Below are 19183 nucleotides of genomic sequence, written 5' to 3'. Positions count from 1 at the left end.
AACATAATATCAGTATAATGAGAAAATAAAAAGATTGGAGCAATATATCGCCGATTTTTTAAATGATTGTGAGAGGAGATGATGAACCATGAGAGGTTTGTCTTTTGAAATACCGAACGAATACGGCCGTTATTTATATGACATTTTAGAGGACATCAATATTAAAAATTACTTTTGGAAGGCAGGTGACGGAGAGGCATATTATATTGAAAACAATCAGCTAGGAGCAGCAATGTTTCCGCAGCCTTATACATATACCGGTGAAGACCTTTACAACCAAATCACTGCAAAGGACTATTATGTTATATTTGCAGACTTGAAAGCATTTAAAGAACATACAGCTGTGCAGGACATATTTACATATGAAGATTTTCTTGTGAGCCAATGTGAAATTGCCCTGTTAATAGTTGACAGTTCCTATGTAACGATCTATGCAAAAGATGAACATATAACGGATCGTATATATAGAAAAGTGGTTCAGAATGGATACGAAAATATTGAATACATTACAGATGAAAATGACCTTCGTACAACATTGACCTCCTTTTGAATGAATAGGTGAAGCAATTTAATGATGCTTCACTTATTCCTCAACGACTCATTTATCGTATAAAACCCGTTAAAGGACTAATTTTAGCCGAATTTCTTAAGTGGCTCATATAAATATCTACCGGATAAATCGTTGCAATAGTTCCTATATCCACTACCCTTAACATATCCGCTTCAATCTCATCTGAAATCAAACTTTCTGGCAATAGCCCGATGCCTAAACCTTCCTTAATCAATTTAATAGCAAAAATAACATCTTTTATTTTGTGGAATTTCTTAATAACGTACTCACTATTTAAATATTCAACTACAGGGGTATGTTCATTTAAATACCCTATATAAAGCGGATGCTCAGCAAAAAGTGCTTTAAGCTGTAAATCCAACTGCTTTTCCGTGAGCTGTAACTTAGAAGAATGGACAAGTTTTAATGGAGAACGGTCAATGCGCTCCGAATGAAAGTCTTTAGAAATGAATTTATGTAAACCTAATGCTACATCTATTCGCTGTTCTTTAATCGCGCTCTCTAAAAGCATTTGATCTTCCAATACAATTTCTACATTATATTGTTGATTTTCTTCAATAAAGTCATGTATTCGCTCTAATAAATTCGTATAAAGCAATGCAGGTGAGACGGAAATTATTAATGGTACAGCCGGATGCAGGGCTTCCAGGTGAATTTCTTTCGTACTTGCTTCTATTTGAGCCACAAGTTTTTTTGCCATTGGGTAATATTTTTCGCCAATTGCCGATACCTTTACCTTTGTATGTTCTCGGTGAAACAATTGAACCTGTAAATGTTCCTCTAATAATTTCATATGTACAGTAATACTCGGCTGGGAAACATACAGTTTTTCTGCCGCTGCTCGAAAGCTCCCTTCCTCAACAACCGCTATAAACGATTTCAGCCATTTTATATCCATATCGATTCCCCTCTTATTAATATTATTAATCAAATCGATTAAAATTCATTAATTCCGTTAATTTTAAGTCTATTATACACTGTAAACACTATATGAAATGAGGTGTTTTAAGTGAAAGATTTAGTAACCGCCTTCACACGTTTCGCCAGCCATGAAGCAAAAAACAATAGCCCGCTTTACGAATATTGGTCACAGAGGATTCAAACAGACGAGCAGCTGTTAAATCTTATTATGCATATACCGAAGTCACAGCCGAAGCCTAATTTATTTTTTGGGGCTGTGCAGTATTTATCAGCTCAAATTGAAACGCCGTTAAAACAACTATTCGAAAATCCCAATGTGGTAGATTTGGAAGAAAGCTTTCAGTTGCTCACTGACTTCTGTACACAGCATTCCGATGAACTGTTAAAGTTGTTTCAGACGAAATCCGTTCAAACAAATGAAGTACAGCGGGGCAGCTATCTTTACCCGATCTTCTCGGAAATCGCAGAAGAAGCAAAACTTCCATTAACATTAATGGAAATTGGGACAAGTGCAGGACTTTTGCTTAATTTGGATGGGTATCGGTATGAAATAGAACAGGAACCGTCGATTTCATTCGGCAATGAAAATAGCCCGCTTACGGTTTTTGCAAAAAACTACGGTACTCCTTTAACTTCTGTGAAAAACCTGAACATATTACACCGCATCGGGATTGATTTAAATATTATTGATTTACAAGATTCGGATGAATATTTATGGCTGAAAAGTCTCATTTGGCCTGAGCAAATTCGACGCAAAGAAAATTTAGATCAAGCAAGGGCGATTCACCGGCATTATCCCAAGCTGTTACTGACTGGGGATTTCAGAAAACTTATTCCCTCTCTATTTGAATCTCATGAATTTAAAAATAGCCAGATAATTATTTTCCACACACATGTCGCAAACCAGTTTTCCGCTACATTAAAATCAGAATTATTGACACTTCTTCAGCAACTAAGCCATATTCAAAGCATTTATCATGTCTACAACAATATGGAGGATAAAGATTTACATGTCGATTTCATTGATGCAGGTATTACTAAAACCATCAAGATATTTCAAAATACAGATGGGCACGGGAAGTTTTTTTGTTGGAATTAACTCTGCAAATAGTAATAATTACGATTTATGTTGACAAGTATGTATCAACTATATAAAATTGTAAATCGTAACAGTTACTATTTAGGAGGTAGTGTATGAAGAGGAAATTAAATTGGATAAGTATGTTAGCATTTGGCTTTATCCTCGTTGGTTGTGCTGAAAATTCTAAAGAAGAGGTCAAGGCAACTGCGGATGATGTAACAGAAGAAAAGGCTCATGATCATCAACATGAAATTAATGAGAAACAGGAAAAAATTTATAACGGTTATTTTGAAGACGAAGAAGTACAGGACAGACCATTAAGCGATTGGAGCGGCGACTGGCAATCGGTCTACTCTTATTTGCAAGATGGCACTTTGGATGAAGTATTTGAACATAAGGCTTCCCATGATGAAAGCCAAACATTTGAGGATATTAAATCTTATTATGAAACTGGCTATAAGACTACTACGAACCGAATTGTCATTGAAGATCGTTTTATTACATTTTATGATCATGGTCACGCGCATAAAGGAGAATACGCATATGATGGTTATGAAATTTTAACCTATGAAAAAGGTAATCGCGGTGTCCGGTTTATTTTCAAACATGTCGGCGATGAAACAGGCGTCCCCGCTTATGTTCAGTTCAGTGACCATATTATCGCACCTCAAAAATCAGGGCATTACCACATCTACTGGGGAGATGATCGTGAAGCCTTATTAAAAGAAGTAACGAATTGGCCAACCTATTATCCTTCAAATATGGATGGCCATGAGATTGCACACGAGATGATAGCACATTAAAAAATGTACAAAAAAACAACCATTTGCTCTTGAGGAAATGGTTGTTCTTCTATATTTTTTTTTATTCTTCTAAATAAAGATGAATCGTGCCATCTAGTTCTAATACACTTTCCGGCTCCGGTAACTGCGCTTTTACAGTCTCGCCTTCTCCATGTACTTTAATTTGATAAGGATATTCCATCTCCATTATTTCATTGACAGGTACACCGACTAAATTCGGTACGCGCGCCGTCAACTCATCTCCCCAGCGATATTGCTTTTCCAGTTGGCCTTCACGGTCTTTTTCTATTCCCAGAATCGGTGCGATATCTTCAATAATCTGCCCAACAATCGGTGCTACAATTGTGCTGCCGAACACTGTTTCCCCTTTTGGACTGTCAACCGCTACATATACGACAACTTCAGGGTCATTTGCTGGTGCAAAACCAATAAATGATACAATATAGTCCCCATCCTTATAGCGTCCGTTTTCTACTTTTTGGGCAGTACCCGTTTTCCCGCCAATGCGAAGTCCATCACGATATGCAGCGCGACCTGACCCATTTGCTACAACGGACTCCAGCGCGTCTCTTACAATTTTAGAAGTTTCCTCACTGACCACATTGCGTTTTAAGGTCGGCTTATTTTCCAGGACGACTTCTCCCGTTTCCGGATTATATACTTTTGACACAACATACGGCGTAAAGAGTTTCCCACCATTCACAGCTGCAGAAACCGCTTGAACTTGTTGAATCGGCGTCACCGATATCCCTTGCCCAAAAGAAGTGGTGGCATGCTCGACTGGTCCAAACGCCTCTTCTGAAAATAATATACCCGATGACTCTCCGGCAATATTGGAACCGGTTGTTTGACCGAACCCGAAGTTTTTAATGTACTTCATTAATTTGTCGGCACCAACTCGCTGTCCCAGTTCGATAAATCCAGGGTTACAGGAATTTTCAACTACTTGTAAAAATGTTTCTTCCCCATGACCTTCCCGCTTCCAACAGCGAAGTCTTACACCTTCCACCATCGTATAGCCTTTATCAAAAAAAGTGTCTTTTTCAAGATCTACTACATTTTCTTCAACAGCAGCACTCAATGTAATAATTTTAAAGGTTGAACCCGGCTCATATGTCATCCATACCGGTAAATTCCGGTTATAAATAGATGAATCAACTTCTTCAAACTTAGAAGGATCGTATGTAGGGTATGAAGAAAGAGCTAATATCTCCCCAGTTTTAGGGTTCATCGCAATGGCCAGCGCCTGTTCCGCATTATATTTTGTCATCGCTTGAGACAATTCTCGTTCGATCACTTTCTGAACTTCCACATCAATCGTTAAGCCTACCGTTGCTCCTTGCTTCCCTTCCCGCCACTCATCATTTACATGTGGTAATGGCTTGCCTTTTGCATCAGTAAACAATTTGATCGCTGCATCTTTGGAAGTTAAAAGTCTATCATATTGATATTCAATTCCTGCCAGCCCCTGCGAATCATATCCCGTAAATCCGACCAGCCGTGATAACAGATTCCCGTACGGATAACTCCTGTCATAATCTACACCACTATATAGTCCGTCAATTTTCAGTTCCTGAATTTTAACAGCTTGTTCGTATGAAATATTTTTTGCTTCCGGTGCAAGTTTGACGAGATAACTTTTGGAATTCATTTTTTCATATAATTTTTTCGCATCCAAATTAAGTACTTCCGCAACCTGATTTGCCGCTTGTTCAATATTATCATTCTGGGTTGGCATGAAATAAAGCGTCGGCGCTAATTCATTCGTCACAATAAGTTTACCGTTTCGATCCGTAATCTCCCCTCGCTCTGAAGAAAACGGGATTTCGCGATCCCAATTCGATTTTGCAAGTTCCGTTAATTTATCGTGCTGAATAATTTGCACATAAAACAGTTTGATAAAAACAATAACCCCGAAAAGAATAAAAGCTGAAAAGATTAACCTTAATCTATTTTTGGAAATAGTTGAAATCCACTTCAAAAAATTCACCTCATTATTCACGTTATGAATAAAGGTGAAATTCTATTCAAGCATAGTTTGTGAATTCACTAGAGGAGGTAAAATGTGTCCCTTTTTATTTTTAGCGGTGTGCTTGTGGATGAGGATGAGATTTTCTAATAAATTCGGAAATGTTCTAATATAATTTTATTTGTTCTAATAAAATCCCGATTATCTAATATATCTTCTGGTTGTTCTAATAAGTGGACACGATGTTCAAATATCACCTTCCAATCTTCTAATATCACCCGCACTTTGTCTAATAAACTGCTGAATTGTTCTAATAAAACTCCAAACCAAGCACTAGGTATACAAATTTCTAGGCAAAAGCAGCGATCGGTTCACTTTCTTCTAATATCGACGTAAAATCTTCTAATATCCCACTGAATTGTTCTAATAATTCCCGCAATTGTTCTAATAAAAGGTCCGCCATAGCGTTAAATCATTTATTTGCCTTAAAAGCGCACTAAAAATTCTTTTCCCTAACCCTAGTGTCGGGTAATATGCACAACCACCCAAATAAAAACAGCACCTCATAATCGAGATGCTGCCTGTAACTCAAAAATTATTTTTTCTTAATAGTAATTGTCCAAGAAGCTTCGCCTAATTGTTCGTAGTTTGTTACTTCATGGCCGTCTTCAGCTGCCCAGCGTGGAATTGATTCTGTACCTTGAGTACAATCGAACTGTACTTCCAGCTCATCGCCTGTGTTTAACTCTTTAATCGCTTCTTTTGCTTCGATTAACGGAAACGGACAAACCATACCTAATACTTCTAATGTTTTTTTCATGTAAATTCTCTCCTTAAGCACGCGCTACTGCACGTTTTTTTGATGGACGCACGAATACGAAATACGATGCTGTCCAAGTACCCAAAATCATGAATAGTAAAGCAACCCATCCTGACCAAGTCATCATAGATGTCATGACAAGACCGTTCCCGATTGAACAGCCGCCTGCAAGACTTGCACCGAATCCCATTAAAATACCGCCGGCAGAGCTTCGTACAACTGTTTTTGTATCTGGTGTACGTAATCGGAATTCACCGCTCATTTTAGCTGCGAAGTAAGAACCGAATAAAATACCCATAACAAGGAATACACCCCAGTTGATGATATCTAAATCCCCAGTTACTAAAAACTGTAGAATGTTTGCTGAAGGTGTTGTAATCCCTAAACCGAAGATTCGTCCTGAAGCCGCACTTAACGGCCAAGCCACTGTTGCGATTAAACCGATTAAAGTTGCTGTCACATAAGGGTTCCAGCGTTTTTCGAATAAAATATGTGCCAAACCTGTTTTCTTAGGTTTCAAGCCTGGAATTTTCACACGTGGTTTGCGTAATTCACGGTAAACAATGAACGCCACTAATGCAACAAATGGAATGACTAAAAACCAGACATTAATGCCAAATGTATCGGCAATTGAATCCGTACCGACTACCGGAGTACGTGCATCAACTGTGAATTGCGCTAATGGGCCTGATTTCATGATTGCTGCCATCAACATGTAAAACGCTAATGCGATCCAGCTTCCGATTAAGCCTTCACCTGCACGATACCAAGTACCTGTTGCACAGCCACCAGCAAAAATAATCCCAATACCGAAAATAAATGCACCAGCAATTGTTGCCCATAATGGGAACTGACCTGCTGTATATTCAAACGCCCCTGCCTCAATTAGTAGGAATACCCCTACCGCTTGAACTGCAATGGCTACTAGTAAAGCATAAAACATACGATTATCTTTTGCGATGTACATGTCACGGAAACCGCCTGTTAAACAGAAACGTCCACGTTGCATCACAAAACCTAAAAGAGCACCACATAGGATACCCGTAATTGCCATTTGCAACAAAATAATTCCTCCTATTTTTAAAACCAAGTTTATCTATAGGGATATAATATAATATTTTACTGCCATAATACAAGTGTTTTGTTTAAGATTAAGATAATCGTATAAATTTAGTTGGTTTTCACGTTTAAATAACGAAAATGAAAGTATTTTATTAAAAACCTGCAAAATAAAACCGTTTTTCAATAAAATCATTTTTCTAGCATACTAGCCCGGACTTTTTCAGGAATCATTACGACTTCTGTTTTCAAATCAATGGAACCAAAGTTTTCATCGATGCATTCTTCCCAGTATTCAAGATGCTTTTTATCAATCCAATGTGTGGAATCTTCTACATCCACCCCACCGCTTCCTTGCACCGAATACCAGTATAAAAATTCTTCCCCGTTCAAATGTTCATGAAAAATTGTTTCCACATACATTTTCTCTCCTTCAAGAGTGATGAGCACATCTTCCAAATGATGATTTAAAAAATCCATCCATTCTTTTACTTTAGATGTTTTACCGTTCTTTACCCGATATCGTGTCAGCTCTACCTTCATTGAAATCCCCCTATTATTTCACCCAGTACTCGGAACCATCGTCACTGCGCTCCATAAACCCGTACTCGATCAGATGACGGCGCAGCGATACAAAATCCTCGTGGACAGTCTTTAAAATTTTATTTACTTCTTTTTCATGGTAGTGCTTTTCTTTATCAAAACGCTTTAAAATATGCTGCAGGATAATGAGCTTTTTCTTTTCTTTACTTGGAATCGTTTCAATTCCCGCGTCCAACCCGTTTTTAAAATAGGTAGTCAGTACTTTTTCCCGTTCTTTCTGTTCTGCACTATAACGTTCGTCCACCTGTCTCGCCTCTTTATGAATTTGATATTGATCAGGATTTTTCATTAGCTGCATGAGGGCAACAAATATTTTCGCCTGTTTTTCCTTTTCGCGCAGTTTAAAGCGGTGCTGGCGAACTGTCGATACACTCGACAAATTGCTGGCATTCACTATTTCCTGATCGGTTTTCCCTTCGAAGAAATGCTGCATCATTTCAATTTGAACATCCGACAGCCCGCTTATTTTTTTATCTAAAGCAAGCAATGCGTGAAATGGTGATGTATGTGCGAGCTCCATATGTATTTTCATCATGCCTTCCGCTGTCAGAAACCGATTGTCGTATGGAAAGACTTCATCTGAATGGTAGGACTGTTCACAAAACAAACACTCATAATATTCCTCTTTCATCTCATAACCCTTTACAAGCACTTCCGTTGAAATATTTTGAATTTCCAAAAATATCACCTCTATTAACATTTATAGTATACGTTATGTTATTTGTAAACATTTTTAATTTTTGTTTACCATAAAATGTTTTCCCTTTATTTCGGTTTTTTTGAAGTTTATAGCTCCCTTATGAAGAGGGTTGAATTCTAAAAAATTCTATGGCATACTACTAATAATTTACAGGAAGGGAAGATGAATGGCTGATGATTAAATAATTCTATTTTACACGTAAAAATGTATACGCATTTTCACATAAAATAGGATTAGTCTGCCCATTTATATTCCTTTAGCGAACTTAAAGGCTTATTTACGTATGATTACTAATCCTTCTGACTTTTTCAGAAGGATTTTTTATTTAATGTATTCAGTGTGAATGCGTATACTTTCAATTTAAAATTTGGAGGTATGCATATATGCCAATAGAAATGAAAAATGTATCGTTTAGCTATGACTTACTTGAAGAACCATTATTTAAAAACATTAACATAACAATTGATAATACTTGGAAGCTTGGTCTGATAGGCCGGAATGGTCGCGGAAAAACGACTTTGCTCCATTTGCTGCAGAACAAATTACCGTACAGTGGAACAGTAACGAGTGATGAAGAATTCCATTACTTCCCCCTTGTCATTCGCGATCCAAAAATAAGTGCGTATTATGCGATCGATGAAGTTCTGGCAGTTGAGCTATGGAAGCTCGAACGGGAATGCCAGCTTTTGTCGGTTGATCCATCGTTGTTATGGATGCCATTTGAACAATTATCTGGCGGAGAACAAACAAAAGTAATGCTTGCTGCAGTCTTCTGTGAGGAAAACCGTTTTCTGCTGCTTGACGAACCAACCAATCATCTTGATATAAAAGGCCGGACCACCGTTGCAAACTATTTGAAGAAGAAAAAGGGCTTTATCGTCGTCAGTCATGACCGTCAATTTATCGATGAAGTGGTTACACATATTTTGGCGATTGAAAAAAGCCAACTTAGCCTATACAAAGGGAACTTCTCAATCTATGAACAGCAGAAAAAGCTGCAGGACGAGTTTGAGCTCGAGCAAAATCGCTCATTAAACGCTGAAATCAGCCGTCTGCAAAAAACGGCCCGCGAAAAGTCTAACTGGGCTGCGCAGCGTGAAAAGCCTTCAGGTAATGATCCGTTCGGGAATGCCATTGCAAAGCGTATGAATAAGCGAGCAAAAGCAATTGAAAAACGTACACAGGAGAAAATCGAGAACAAAACGAAGCTGCTGAAAAATATTGAAACAATCAGCGATTTGACGATCAACTGTCAATTTAGCCACCGGAATCCCGTACTTCGGGTGAAAAATTTTACATTGAGCTACGGCGATCAACCGCTGTTCGAGCCTATTTCATTTGAAATTTTCCAAGGGGAGCAAGTTGCCATTGTCGGACCGAACGGCAGTGGTAAAACCTCAGTTGTTCAATATTTGCAAGGGACATTTTCCGGTACTGTAGAGGGTGAAATAATTATGCCAAATGGGTTGACCACGAGTGTAATCCGCCAAAATTACGAGGATAATCGCGGTCTGTTAAAAGACTTTGCCTTTGAACAGCAAATCGATTACACACTATTTTTAAACAATCTACGTATTTTCGGATTTGACCGCGATGTTTTTCAGGTGCCAATTGAAAAGATGAGCATGGGTCAGCAAAAGAAAGTCGAATTTTCAAAGTCGCTTGGACGCGAAGCAGAATTTTATATTTGGGATGAACCGCTCAACTATTTGGATGTTTTTAACCAGCAGCAGATCGAAAATATGATTGCTCATTTTAAGCCGACTTTATTGTTTGTGGAGCATGACGCAACATTTGTAAAGAATACGGCTACAAAAGTTTTTGAGCTTCTTCCTTATCGTTAAACTAAGAAAGGAACATACCCCATTTTTGAGGGGATGTTCCTTTTCCTATTATAAACAAAATAAATCATATTCCTTTGAAAGATTCATTAAAAAATCGATGCCTGCTACACTATTGCCGACCTGATCAATAGCTGGTCCGTAAATGCCGATTCCAATCGGGCCTTGCAGTTGTTCAATTTCCCCATTACGTACAACGGCAATGATAGCACCGGATACACCGCTTTTTGCCGGCAACCCCACAAATGCCGCAAATTTTCCGGATGCATTGTACATTCCACATGTGAGCATTAATGCTTTTGCAATATTAATGACCTCTTTATTGCAGCAAGCTTCACTATCTTTTCCGTTAGTCGCAAAATAATAGGCCATTTTCGCTAAATCTGACACATCTACTGAAATCGAGCAAAGCTGTAAATAGACTTGGAGAGCTTCCTCAACATCGGATTTCAGGAAACCGTTCGCCTGTAATATATAGGCGATTGCCCGATTATAATCAGCTGACTGGTATTCCGAAAAATAGATTTCATTATTAATATGCACTTTCTTTCCGATCATGCGTTCTAAATAAGTCGTCACAGATTTCACTTTTTCGAACATTGTCTCACCCGGAAGTAACGAAGCAATTGTTATCGCCCCTGCATTGATCATCGGGTTGAACGGTTTATTATTATGCCCTTCCAATCGTACAATTGAGTTAAATGAGTCTCCTGTCGGCTCCACATCAACATAATGCATGATTTCCTCGATACCGTGATGATTTGCAGCAACCATAAAACTGATTACTTTCACGACACTTTGAAGCGTAAAAGTTTCTGTACAATCACCTAATTCGATTTCCTGTTCTGCACTTAGTAAACTCACCGCAAACAAATCGCTATTTGCTGCAGCAAGCGCTGGTATATACGAGGCGACCTTACCACTTGCTGTCATTTGTTTTGCCTGTTCATAAATTTTTTGTAATTTGCTCATTTGATACTAGTTGCCGTAACTAGCTCTTCACCTCCTCATTTTCCAATCATGTACCCTACTCTCCATTTATTATTTCCTTTTTTCCGCTTGAATATATTGTATAATTTTAACATATAGCCAAAACTATAAATTTGCAAAGACAGGTGATGATATGTTTCAACCATTGCAACGTGGAGATAATATTGGCATTTTCTCTTCTTCTGCACCGGCAACGGCTAACGCAAAGCTTCGCTACAATCGCGGAAAAGAATTTCTGATGGGAAAAGGATTTCAGATTACCGAGGGCAAACTTACAGGAAAACAGGATGGCTATCGGTCAGGAACGCCAAAAGAACGTGCCGAAGAATTCAACCAGCTACTAAGAGATCCATCGATTAAAATGATCATGTCGTCGATTGGCGGGACAAATTCGAATAGTTTGCTTCCCTATATCGATTACAAAGCGTTTCGAAATAACCCGAAAATTGTGGTCGGCTACTCGGATACTACTGCAATTTTATTGGCTCTTTTTGCTAAAACAAATATTCCTACATATTACGGGCCGGCACTCATCCCCTCGTTCGGTGAATTTGAGCCGCTAGTCCATGAAACATACAATTATTTCGAACGCTATTTCTGTCAGCCGAGCATTCCGTACTCCGTTCCTATGCCCCATGTTTGGTCAGATGAAATGATTAACTGGCTCGATTTCGAAAAGCCGAAAGCACTCTATTCAAATAAATGGATCGGTGTTCATGAAAGTGTTGTAGAAGGGCGTTTAATTGGCGGCAATAATAATACAATGTACGGCTTTATCGGGACACCTTATTTCCCTGTTATTAATACAGGTGATATTTTACTGATTGAGGATTCGTTAAAGTGTGCGGCAACTGTAGAAAAGAACTTTGCAATGTTGAAACTGCACGGCATTTTCGATAAAGTTGGCGGTATTATTCTTGGAAAACACGAGCTCTTTGATGATGAAGGGACAGGCAAGCAGCCACTTGATCTATTATTGGAACAGCTTGATGGAAAAACAATTCCTATTCTTTCTGATGTCGATTGTGCCCATACCCACCCGATGTTCCCTTTGGCTATCGGGAAAAAAATCCGTCTGGATACAATCAACCAATCCATTACATGTATTGAACATTGGCTTTAAACATTTAAGGAGACTTTTTAGCATTCAATAGGCTATTGAACTCCTAATTCAATAGCCTTTACTATATACCTTTCATTCATTTCAGAAATATACATCTACTCTACATAAAAAATCGCATTGCCGATGGGACAATGCGATGAATAGTTTTCATTATTTTATAGATTAATTCGCTGTATTTTTTAACACATAGTTTCCAATTGCCACATAAACGATCACTGTTGCCCCTACCAAAGCATACAACATTTCAAACACCGCCTTACATACTGATAATAATTATCATTTTCATTATAAATGCTTTGAAATTTTCTGTCAATATCGTTATTTTGAATTTTCTTCTATACATATACCAAAGTTACATGTTAATATGAATTAAAAGTCTAGGAAGGAGAAATAAATAATGAGTAATTCGACGCATATTCAAACTATTTTAAACGGGACAATTAATTCACTGAAAATTATTTTACCTATGAACATAGATGTGAAATCTCCTTCCCTCATTAATGAACCGTATGAACAACATGAAATGGGCGTGCTTATCGGGTTAGTTGGTGATATTAAAGGCCGCATTATCATTGATGGTACACCGGAAAGCTTCAGTGCAATTGGTTCTGCGATGTTCGGAATGCCTTTAGAAGGGGCTATGCTTGAATCTTTCACTGGTGAACTTGGGAATATGATTGCCGGTAATTTATGTACATACACGGTCCAACATGATTTGGAGCTTGATATTACGCCACCTACTGTAATGGTTGGACATACGAAATTATACGGCTTTAAGCAAGCATTCAAAATACCAGCTACGTTAGAAGGTATCGGGGATTTAGTGATCCTCTATACAATTGATACTGAAGAAGACGAATAAATTATGATTGCCTTTTATTGACCATTTCAATGAAAGGTTTTTTATTTGAAGATATTTACGGATATTAGAACAACACTATACATTATTAGAATTATTCACTACTATATTTGAACTTCTCAGCCTCCTATTAGAAGATATGATTTACTTATTAGAAAATCAGCTTTTTATTAGACGTTTTTTCATTTTATTAGAACATCATTGTTACTTATAAGAAAATCCGCGACCTTCTCAAATCAATCTAACTAAAAACCCCGCTCGATCCTCTCGAACGGGGTTAAACATTATTGTGGTTCTACTGCTAAAATATCTGTGAAGTGTGATTTCACGCTTGCTTCTTCATTATTTAATAAAATATGAATGTCGCCATGGTCATTCGATGTACGAATTAAACGGCCCATTCCTTGCTGAAGACGAAGCTGCATGAATGGTAACTCCACTTCTTCAAATGGATTTTGTGCAAATGAACGCTTTGCATCAAACAACGGATCATGCGGCGGGAATGGCAAATCGAAAATAATGACGCGCGTTAACGCTTCTTCCGGTAAATCCAAACCTTCCCATAAATGATACGAACATAATGTTTTCACTTCACCGTTTTGGAATTCACGGACAATTGCCGAAAGCTCTCGGTCGCCTTCGAATGCAATATTTAAACGTTCCATTAAACCTACATTTGATTTAAAGTGATTCATTGCCTGTTTTGATTTAAATAAAATCAATGTTTGTTTCTCATCTTTCAAAAGCTGCTCCACTTTTGCAGTTTTTTCAGTTTGCAATAGTTCATGTAAATAAATTTTCATTACTTCTTCGTAATCAAACGGTGATGGTACACTGAAGCTCTGGTATTGTTCAATGCCTAAGCTTGATGCGATATAGCTGAAATCCTTATTTACCGATAGTGTAGCCGATGAGAACACGATCGGCATTTTTTTCGAGAATAATGTTTCGGAAAGAACATCGGTAATGAGGCGTGGCATAATGACAAGCGTCTCTTCCCCGTCTGTATCTTCCAGCCAGTCAACAGCATCGCCTTGTGCAACAAAAATACGCATTGCCGCAACATAATGCTCTAAAAATTCTTCCGCCATATTCAGTTCATATTCCGGAATCATATACAGCTCCGATTCGAAAACGAATTCTTCCAGCAACTGGTCGACATATGCAATTACACGCTCACCTAATTGAATCAGTCGCTCTGATTTCACAATACGTTTACGGTCTTCTTCTGATTGAACGACATCTTCACGCAATTGATCAAAGAAAAGTTCATGGTGATCTTGTAAATGTTCCATTGCATATAATGTACGCTCACGGACACCATCTACCATTAATCGTTCCAGTAACTCTACAATCGTATATGCCTGAACTTTGTATGTTAATGCTTTTTGGGCTGCATATTCCAGTAAATGACCTTCATCAAGTACCATCATCGAAACTTCCGGTAATAGTGGTAACTGCCCTTCACGTTCGCGTGATTCCTTTGTCGCCAAATGCTCCATTAAAAAATCTTGCGAACAAATGATCAGATCCGTCGATTTACGGTAATGTGCACGATGCAATGTTTGGCCGCAACGATTACGTAAATCACAAACCGCACATTGCATGATTGAATTGTAGTTTACTTTTTCCCAGTCTTCATCTGTTACTAACGGGTAATCCGAGCGTTCCCCGTATGGCTGTATGGAAATCATACTGCCCTGTGCATATACCCCATCCGGAATTGAAAAGGCAATATCATCAATCCACTCTTCTGTTTCCGTTTTTTCCGCTTCTTCAAAGCGCTTTAAACATAAATATTGGTCACGTGATTTTGCAAGACGGACATCAATATCCAGCCCTAATACATCACGAAGTTTATGAATATCGCCGCCCTCTTTTACGAGCTGGTCGATTAACGTTTCATCTGCACAGGCAATAAGGGCCGGTTTTCCTGTATAACGTGCATAGGACACAGCAGGTAATAAGTAGGCAATCGTTTTCCCTGTCCCTACACCAGCTTCCGCAAATAACACGTTCTTTTCTTTTAATGCTTGCTCTATTTGGTAAGCCATGAAAATTTGTTCGTCACGGCATTCAAATCCTCGTTCAGGCAATTCGTCATACAGGACATCGCCTAACCAATCTCCTAAAGAGTCGAAGAAAGTTTTCTCTCTCGATAATTCAAAAGGTAAAGATTTTCTCAAATGGATGTTCCCCCTCAATATAAGGCGGAAGGAATCATTTACAATCCCTTCCGCAAATACTAACAATTTACAATTTTAATTAAAAAATTCCGTACTCATCATTATACAATGAGTTACTTAAAAAAGACTAATAATATGCAACAAAAAGAGCGTTCTCCGGAATGTCTTCACGGACACGCTCTTCATTATTAATTTTCGCGCTTAGATTTTTGACCCCAATACTGGTACAAATCTGTGCGGATGAACCCGTTGAATAATTTACGCTTTTTCGTCGCTTTTTTACCGTAATGCACTTCAAGGTCTTCCATTGATGACAGCATGTACACTGACCACGTTGGATAATTTTGCATTACTTGACCAAACTGGCGCAGCATTTTCTCGATTTCTTCCACTTCACCGATACGTTCACCATATGGCGGGTTTGTAACAATAACGCCGTCTGTCAGTTTCGTTGTGAAATCTGTCGCCTGCATTTGCTTGAATGTCAATAAATCGCCAAAGCCTGCTTCAAGTGCATTTTCTTGCGCAATTGCCACCATTTTATGATCAATATCCGAACCGATAATCGTTAATTCCTGATCATAATTCGCTAATGAATCTGCCTCATCACGCGCTTTATCCCAAATATCCTGCTTCATCCATGGCCATGATTCCGAAATAAATTCACGGTTATAGCCAGGTGCGATATTTTGGCCAATCATTGCCGCTTCCAATGCAATCGTTCCCGAACCACAGAATGGATCTACGAACGGACGGCTTGGCGACCATTTTGAAATTTTCACCAATGCTGCTGCAAGTGTTTCTTTTAATGGTGCTTCACCTTGTGTCGTACGGTATCCGCGTTTATGCAAGCCAACACCCGATGTATCGATCGTTAATGTAGCCATATCTTTTAAAATGGAAATTTCGATCTTAAATGTCGGACCGGACTCATCTAAAAAACCTAAACGTTTGTAAGCCAGTTTCATTCGTTCAACAATTGCTTTTTTTGTGATAGCCTGACAATCCGGTACACTGAATAATGTTGATTTGACTGATTTACCTGCGACAGGGAAATTGGCGTCCACCGGTAAGTATTTTTCCCATTGAACTGCTTTTACCCCTTCAAATAACTGGTCAAATGTTCTTGCCGGGAATTGGGCAACGACGATTTTCACACGATCCGCTACACGCAACCATAGATTCGTGCGGGCAATCGCCATTTCATCGCCTTCAAAATATACTTTCCCGTTATCGACACGTGTTTCATATCCTAGATCACGTACTTCTTCTGCTACAATTGCCTCTAGGCCCATCGCAGCTGTTGCAACTAAATTAAATTTTGTCATGCGTTTAAATCCTTCCTTGATGCTCAACTTCCCAAAAATGGATGAAGTCGATTAATTCTTCCATAGGCAAAGGTTTACTGTAGAAATACCCTTGAATATAATCACAGCCCATCGATTTAAGTAAATCGACTTGCTGGCCTGTTTCCACACCTTCAGCTACTACTTTCATTTGCAGACGATGCGCCATTTGTATAATCGCATCGACAATTGCCTGCTTATCATCAAGCGAACAAATATGCTGAATGAAGCTGCGGTCAATTTTCAGCACATCGAGCGGGAATCGCACTAAGTAACTTAATGAAGAATACCCCGTCCCGAAGTCATCAATCGATAGCTTAAAACCTAATTGCCTTAGTTTAACAAGTTTACTCACTGTTTCCTGCGCGCTGTTCATTACTGTACGCTCCGTTACTTCGATTTCAAAATTTTGAGCAGAGGCATTATTCCGCTCTAAAATTTTTTGAACCGATTCTAAGAAGCTTTGCTGCTGGAAGTGAATGCTTGAAACATTTACGGCAATCGGGACATTCGGGTAACCGGCAGAAACAAGCTGATGGTAACCCTCACACGCAAGCTCAAAAATCATCTCGCTAAGTGGGATAATTAAACCCGACTCTTCGGCATGTTCGATAAATTCAGCTGGTGACACAATGCCTAGTTTCTCACTATTCCAACGTACTAATGCTTCAATTCCGACAAGATCGCTGTTTTCTGTATTAATTTTCGGCTGGTAGGCAAGCGTAAATTCTTTGTTTTCAATCGCTTTACGGAGCTCGCTGTCCAGTGTCAGCACTCGATTCGAATCCGTTTCCAACTCATCAAAGTAAAATGAGTAGCAATTACGTCCATTCTCTTTCGAAAATGACATAGCACGATCGGCACGATTCAATAGCTGTTCTGTTGTCGTACCATCCGCGGGATAAATACTGATTCCCATACTCGTCGATATATAGACATCCTGATCATGAACTTTAATCGGTGCTTCGAATACCCGGAGCACATGCTCAGCGAATTTTGCGGCTTCTCTTGGATGTTGAATATTTGCTAATGTAATGACAAATTCATCCCCGCCAAAGCGCGCTATAATATCCTTGTTTCTTACTAAAGTTTTGACGCGTTTGGATACTTCAACCAGTAACTGATCACCAATGGCATGGCCGAGCAAATCATTCACTTGCTTGAAGCGGTCTAAATCCATAAAAAGAACGGCATGCTGGATCGGCATTACCTTATTCTCTGTCATTTCCAGCAGTGCATTCATTCGTTGGATATAGGCGAAACGATTGCACACTTCTGTTAATGAATCATGAAGCGCTCTTTTTTCAAGTTCATCTTCCACGATTTTTCGTTCCGACAAATCCGTAAAAATGCCACAGTAATTAGTAATCTTACCTGCTTCATCTTTAATAGCCAGTATTGTCAGCCATTCAGGGTATAATTCACCCGTCTTGCGCCTATTCCAAATTTCACCTTGCCACATGCCTGTTTTACCGATTTGTTTCCACATATCAATATAAAACGCTCTGTCATGCACACCAGACTGCAAAATAGACGGTTTTTTCCCTTGTACCTCTTCCAATTTAAAGCCTGTTACAAATTCAAAAGCAACATTAATCGATAAAATTCTTCTATTCGCGTCGGTAATCATAATACCTTCCGCAATATTTTCAAAAACTCTTTCGATTAATTCTTTTGGAAACTGAGACAATGCCAGTTCTTGCAAGTTGGATTTATTAGACTTCCATTCGCTCAAGACATATCACCCTTATATAAAGAACAGTTTTTATATATTCACTCCGAGAGAAGCAGGTGCTGTTTTATTGATTTTGTTCCCTTATTCCCCGATATGAACCTTTATTTTATATTTATTATAATTTTCCCTACTAAGAAAGGCTCTCCACAAAAGAATGGAGAGCCCTTTTATATGTTCAAAAAAAGCATCAATAATCAATAAGCCATGTTTTGTTCCTAAGTACTCAAGCAGCTTGCGCCTCGTACGACTAGGTAGTAATCATCTATCTACGGTCAAGCTGACCGTCCCTCCATCCGTTCAATTCCTTCAGGAGAGTGCCCCTACCATAATTTGGGTTTCTCACTCATGGGGTTTACCTCGTTCCACCTCATAGTTTTCACTATAAGCTCCGTCACTGTGGCACTTTCAGGAAGTTTCGTCCATATCTAAAAGACTTAGGAGTTCCTTCCGCCGTCAAGAGAAATTCCCTTGCCTTACCTTATTTTTTCAGTAAGCACGAACACTACGGGCATCGCAGCACCGTGTGAGCATGGACTTTCCTCTACGACCTTAAAGTCGCAGCGATTACTCGAATAT

Annotated in this window: 16 protein-coding genes and 1 other RNA gene; 6 read left to right on the top strand and 11 right to left on the bottom strand. The window is 38.7% G+C overall.

The features are described 5' to 3' along the window. The first annotated feature begins 88 nt into the window (after window positions 1–88). Entirely contained in the window at window positions 89–550 is a 462-nt protein-coding gene (locus MKY51_RS06225) for a DUF2691 family protein (protein ID WP_339175941.1), read from the top strand. 52 nt (window positions 551–602) lie between these two features. Here the strand turns inward: MKY51_RS06225 and MKY51_RS06220 are convergent, their stop codons facing one another. Continuing rightward, complete coding sequence (locus tag MKY51_RS06220) at window positions 603–1469, bottom strand: LysR family transcriptional regulator (RefSeq protein ID WP_339175938.1); 867 nt, start codon at window positions 1467–1469, stop codon at window positions 603–605. A 111-nt stretch (window positions 1470–1580) separates the two neighbouring features. Here MKY51_RS06220 and MKY51_RS06215 point away from each other — a divergent pair, with 111 nt between their 5' ends. Then, the gene (locus MKY51_RS06215; protein WP_339175936.1) at window positions 1581–2591 is read left to right on the top strand and encodes a DUF2332 domain-containing protein; all 1011 of its coding nucleotides are present in this window, start codon (window positions 1581–1583) and stop codon (window positions 2589–2591) included. A 95-nt stretch (window positions 2592–2686) separates the two neighbouring features. After that, entirely contained in the window at window positions 2687–3376 is a 690-nt protein-coding gene (locus MKY51_RS06210; protein WP_339175934.1) for a metal-binding protein ZinT, read from the top strand. A gap of 61 nt (window positions 3377–3437) precedes the next feature. Here the strand turns inward: MKY51_RS06210 and MKY51_RS06205 are convergent, their stop codons facing one another. The 5 genes from MKY51_RS06205 to MKY51_RS06185 all read right to left on the bottom strand — a co-directional run bounded on the left by MKY51_RS06205 (window position 3438) and on the right by MKY51_RS06185 (window position 8515). Then, the gene (locus tag MKY51_RS06205; RefSeq protein WP_339175933.1) at window positions 3438–5357 is read right to left on the bottom strand and encodes a penicillin-binding transpeptidase domain-containing protein; all 1920 of its coding nucleotides are present in this window, start codon (window positions 5355–5357) and stop codon (window positions 3438–3440) included. Between the two features lie 583 nt (window positions 5358–5940). Next, window positions 5941–6165, bottom strand: a complete 225-nt coding sequence (locus MKY51_RS06200; RefSeq protein WP_008404823.1) for a sulfurtransferase TusA family protein — start codon at window positions 6163–6165, stop codon at window positions 5941–5943. Window positions 6166–6178: 13 nt separating this feature from the next. Beyond that, window positions 6179–7228 (bottom strand): YeeE/YedE family protein, encoded by a 1050-nt coding sequence (locus tag MKY51_RS06195; protein ID WP_339175931.1) that lies wholly within the window; start codon window positions 7226–7228, stop codon window positions 6179–6181. Between the two features lie 188 nt (window positions 7229–7416). Continuing rightward, the gene (locus MKY51_RS06190; protein WP_339175929.1) at window positions 7417–7767 is read right to left on the bottom strand and encodes a DUF6176 family protein; all 351 of its coding nucleotides are present in this window, start codon (window positions 7765–7767) and stop codon (window positions 7417–7419) included. A gap of 13 nt (window positions 7768–7780) precedes the next feature. Next, complete coding sequence (locus MKY51_RS06185; protein WP_339175928.1) at window positions 7781–8515, bottom strand: DUF2087 domain-containing protein; 735 nt, start codon at window positions 8513–8515, stop codon at window positions 7781–7783. A 395-nt stretch (window positions 8516–8910) separates the two neighbouring features. Here MKY51_RS06185 and abc-f point away from each other — a divergent pair, with 395 nt between their 5' ends. After that, window positions 8911–10371 carry an ABC-F type ribosomal protection protein gene (gene abc-f, locus MKY51_RS06180; protein WP_339175927.1) on the top strand — a complete coding sequence of 487 codons (1461 nt, stop codon included), beginning with the start codon at window positions 8911–8913 and terminating at the stop codon, window positions 10369–10371. Between the two features lie 48 nt (window positions 10372–10419). On the opposite strand, the gene glsA is transcribed toward abc-f, so the two are convergent. After that, the gene (glsA, locus tag MKY51_RS06175; RefSeq protein ID WP_339175926.1) at window positions 10420–11340 is read right to left on the bottom strand and encodes a glutaminase A; all 921 of its coding nucleotides are present in this window, start codon (window positions 11338–11340) and stop codon (window positions 10420–10422) included. Between the two features lie 151 nt (window positions 11341–11491). Between glsA and MKY51_RS06170 the strand changes: the two genes are divergently transcribed. Both MKY51_RS06170 and MKY51_RS06165 read left to right on the top strand, forming a co-directional pair. Next, window positions 11492–12481, top strand: coding sequence for a S66 peptidase family protein (locus MKY51_RS06170; RefSeq protein WP_339175924.1), 990 nt, complete (start codon window positions 11492–11494; stop codon window positions 12479–12481). 397 nt (window positions 12482–12878) lie between these two features. Then, window positions 12879–13343, top strand: a complete 465-nt coding sequence (locus MKY51_RS06165) for a chemotaxis protein CheX (RefSeq protein ID WP_339175923.1) — start codon at window positions 12879–12881, stop codon at window positions 13341–13343. A gap of 281 nt (window positions 13344–13624) precedes the next feature. On the opposite strand, the gene MKY51_RS06160 is transcribed toward MKY51_RS06165, so the two are convergent. The 4 genes from MKY51_RS06160 to rnpB form a co-directional block, all read right to left on the bottom strand. Then, window positions 13625–15526, bottom strand: coding sequence for an ATP-dependent DNA helicase (locus MKY51_RS06160; protein ID WP_339175922.1), 1902 nt, complete (start codon window positions 15524–15526; stop codon window positions 13625–13627). A 188-nt stretch (window positions 15527–15714) separates the two neighbouring features. Further along, window positions 15715–16854, bottom strand: a complete 1140-nt coding sequence (locus tag MKY51_RS06155; protein WP_339175920.1) for a class I SAM-dependent RNA methyltransferase — start codon at window positions 16852–16854, stop codon at window positions 15715–15717. A 4-nt stretch (window positions 16855–16858) separates the two neighbouring features. Further along, window positions 16859–18607, bottom strand: a complete 1749-nt coding sequence (locus tag MKY51_RS06150) for an EAL domain-containing protein (protein ID WP_339175918.1) — start codon at window positions 18605–18607, stop codon at window positions 16859–16861. Between the two features lie 193 nt (window positions 18608–18800). Further along, window positions 18801–19183: RNase P RNA component class B (rnpB, locus tag MKY51_RS06145), an RNA gene on the bottom strand.

The organism is Solibacillus sp. FSL R5-0691 (assembly GCF_037974225.1).
In the GTDB taxonomy this organism is placed as follows: domain Bacteria; phylum Bacillota; class Bacilli; order Bacillales_A; family Planococcaceae; genus Solibacillus.
Note: the sequence above shows the minus strand (reverse complement) of the source record. Positions and strands in the feature narration are given on the sequence as shown.

Excerpts from the sequence above, each read along its gene's own strand:
- MKY51_RS06200 (WP_008404823.1), bottom strand. The coding sequence starts at position 6,165 with ATGAAAAAAACATTAGAAGTATTAGGTATGGTTTGTCCGTTTCCGTTA.
- glsA (WP_339175926.1), bottom strand. The coding sequence starts at position 11,340 with ATGAGCAAATTACAAAAAATTTATGAACAGGCAAAACAAATGACAGCA.
- MKY51_RS06190 (WP_339175929.1), bottom strand. The coding sequence starts at position 7,767 with ATGAAGGTAGAGCTGACACGATATCGGGTAAAGAACGGTAAAACATCT.
- MKY51_RS06220 (WP_339175938.1), bottom strand. The coding sequence starts at position 1,469 with ATGGATATAAAATGGCTGAAATCGTTTATAGCGGTTGTTGAGGAAGGG.
- abc-f (WP_339175927.1), top strand. The coding sequence starts at position 8,911 with ATGCCAATAGAAATGAAAAATGTATCGTTTAGCTATGACTTACTTGAA.
- MKY51_RS06225 (WP_339175941.1), top strand. The coding sequence starts at position 89 with ATGAGAGGTTTGTCTTTTGAAATACCGAACGAATACGGCCGTTATTTA.
- MKY51_RS06155 (WP_339175920.1), bottom strand. The coding sequence starts at position 16,854 with ATGACAAAATTTAATTTAGTTGCAACAGCTGCGATGGGCCTAGAGGCA.
- MKY51_RS06210 (WP_339175934.1), top strand. The coding sequence starts at position 2,687 with ATGAAGAGGAAATTAAATTGGATAAGTATGTTAGCATTTGGCTTTATC.
- MKY51_RS06170 (WP_339175924.1), top strand. The coding sequence starts at position 11,492 with ATGTTTCAACCATTGCAACGTGGAGATAATATTGGCATTTTCTCTTCT.
- MKY51_RS06165 (WP_339175923.1), top strand. The coding sequence starts at position 12,879 with ATGAGTAATTCGACGCATATTCAAACTATTTTAAACGGGACAATTAAT.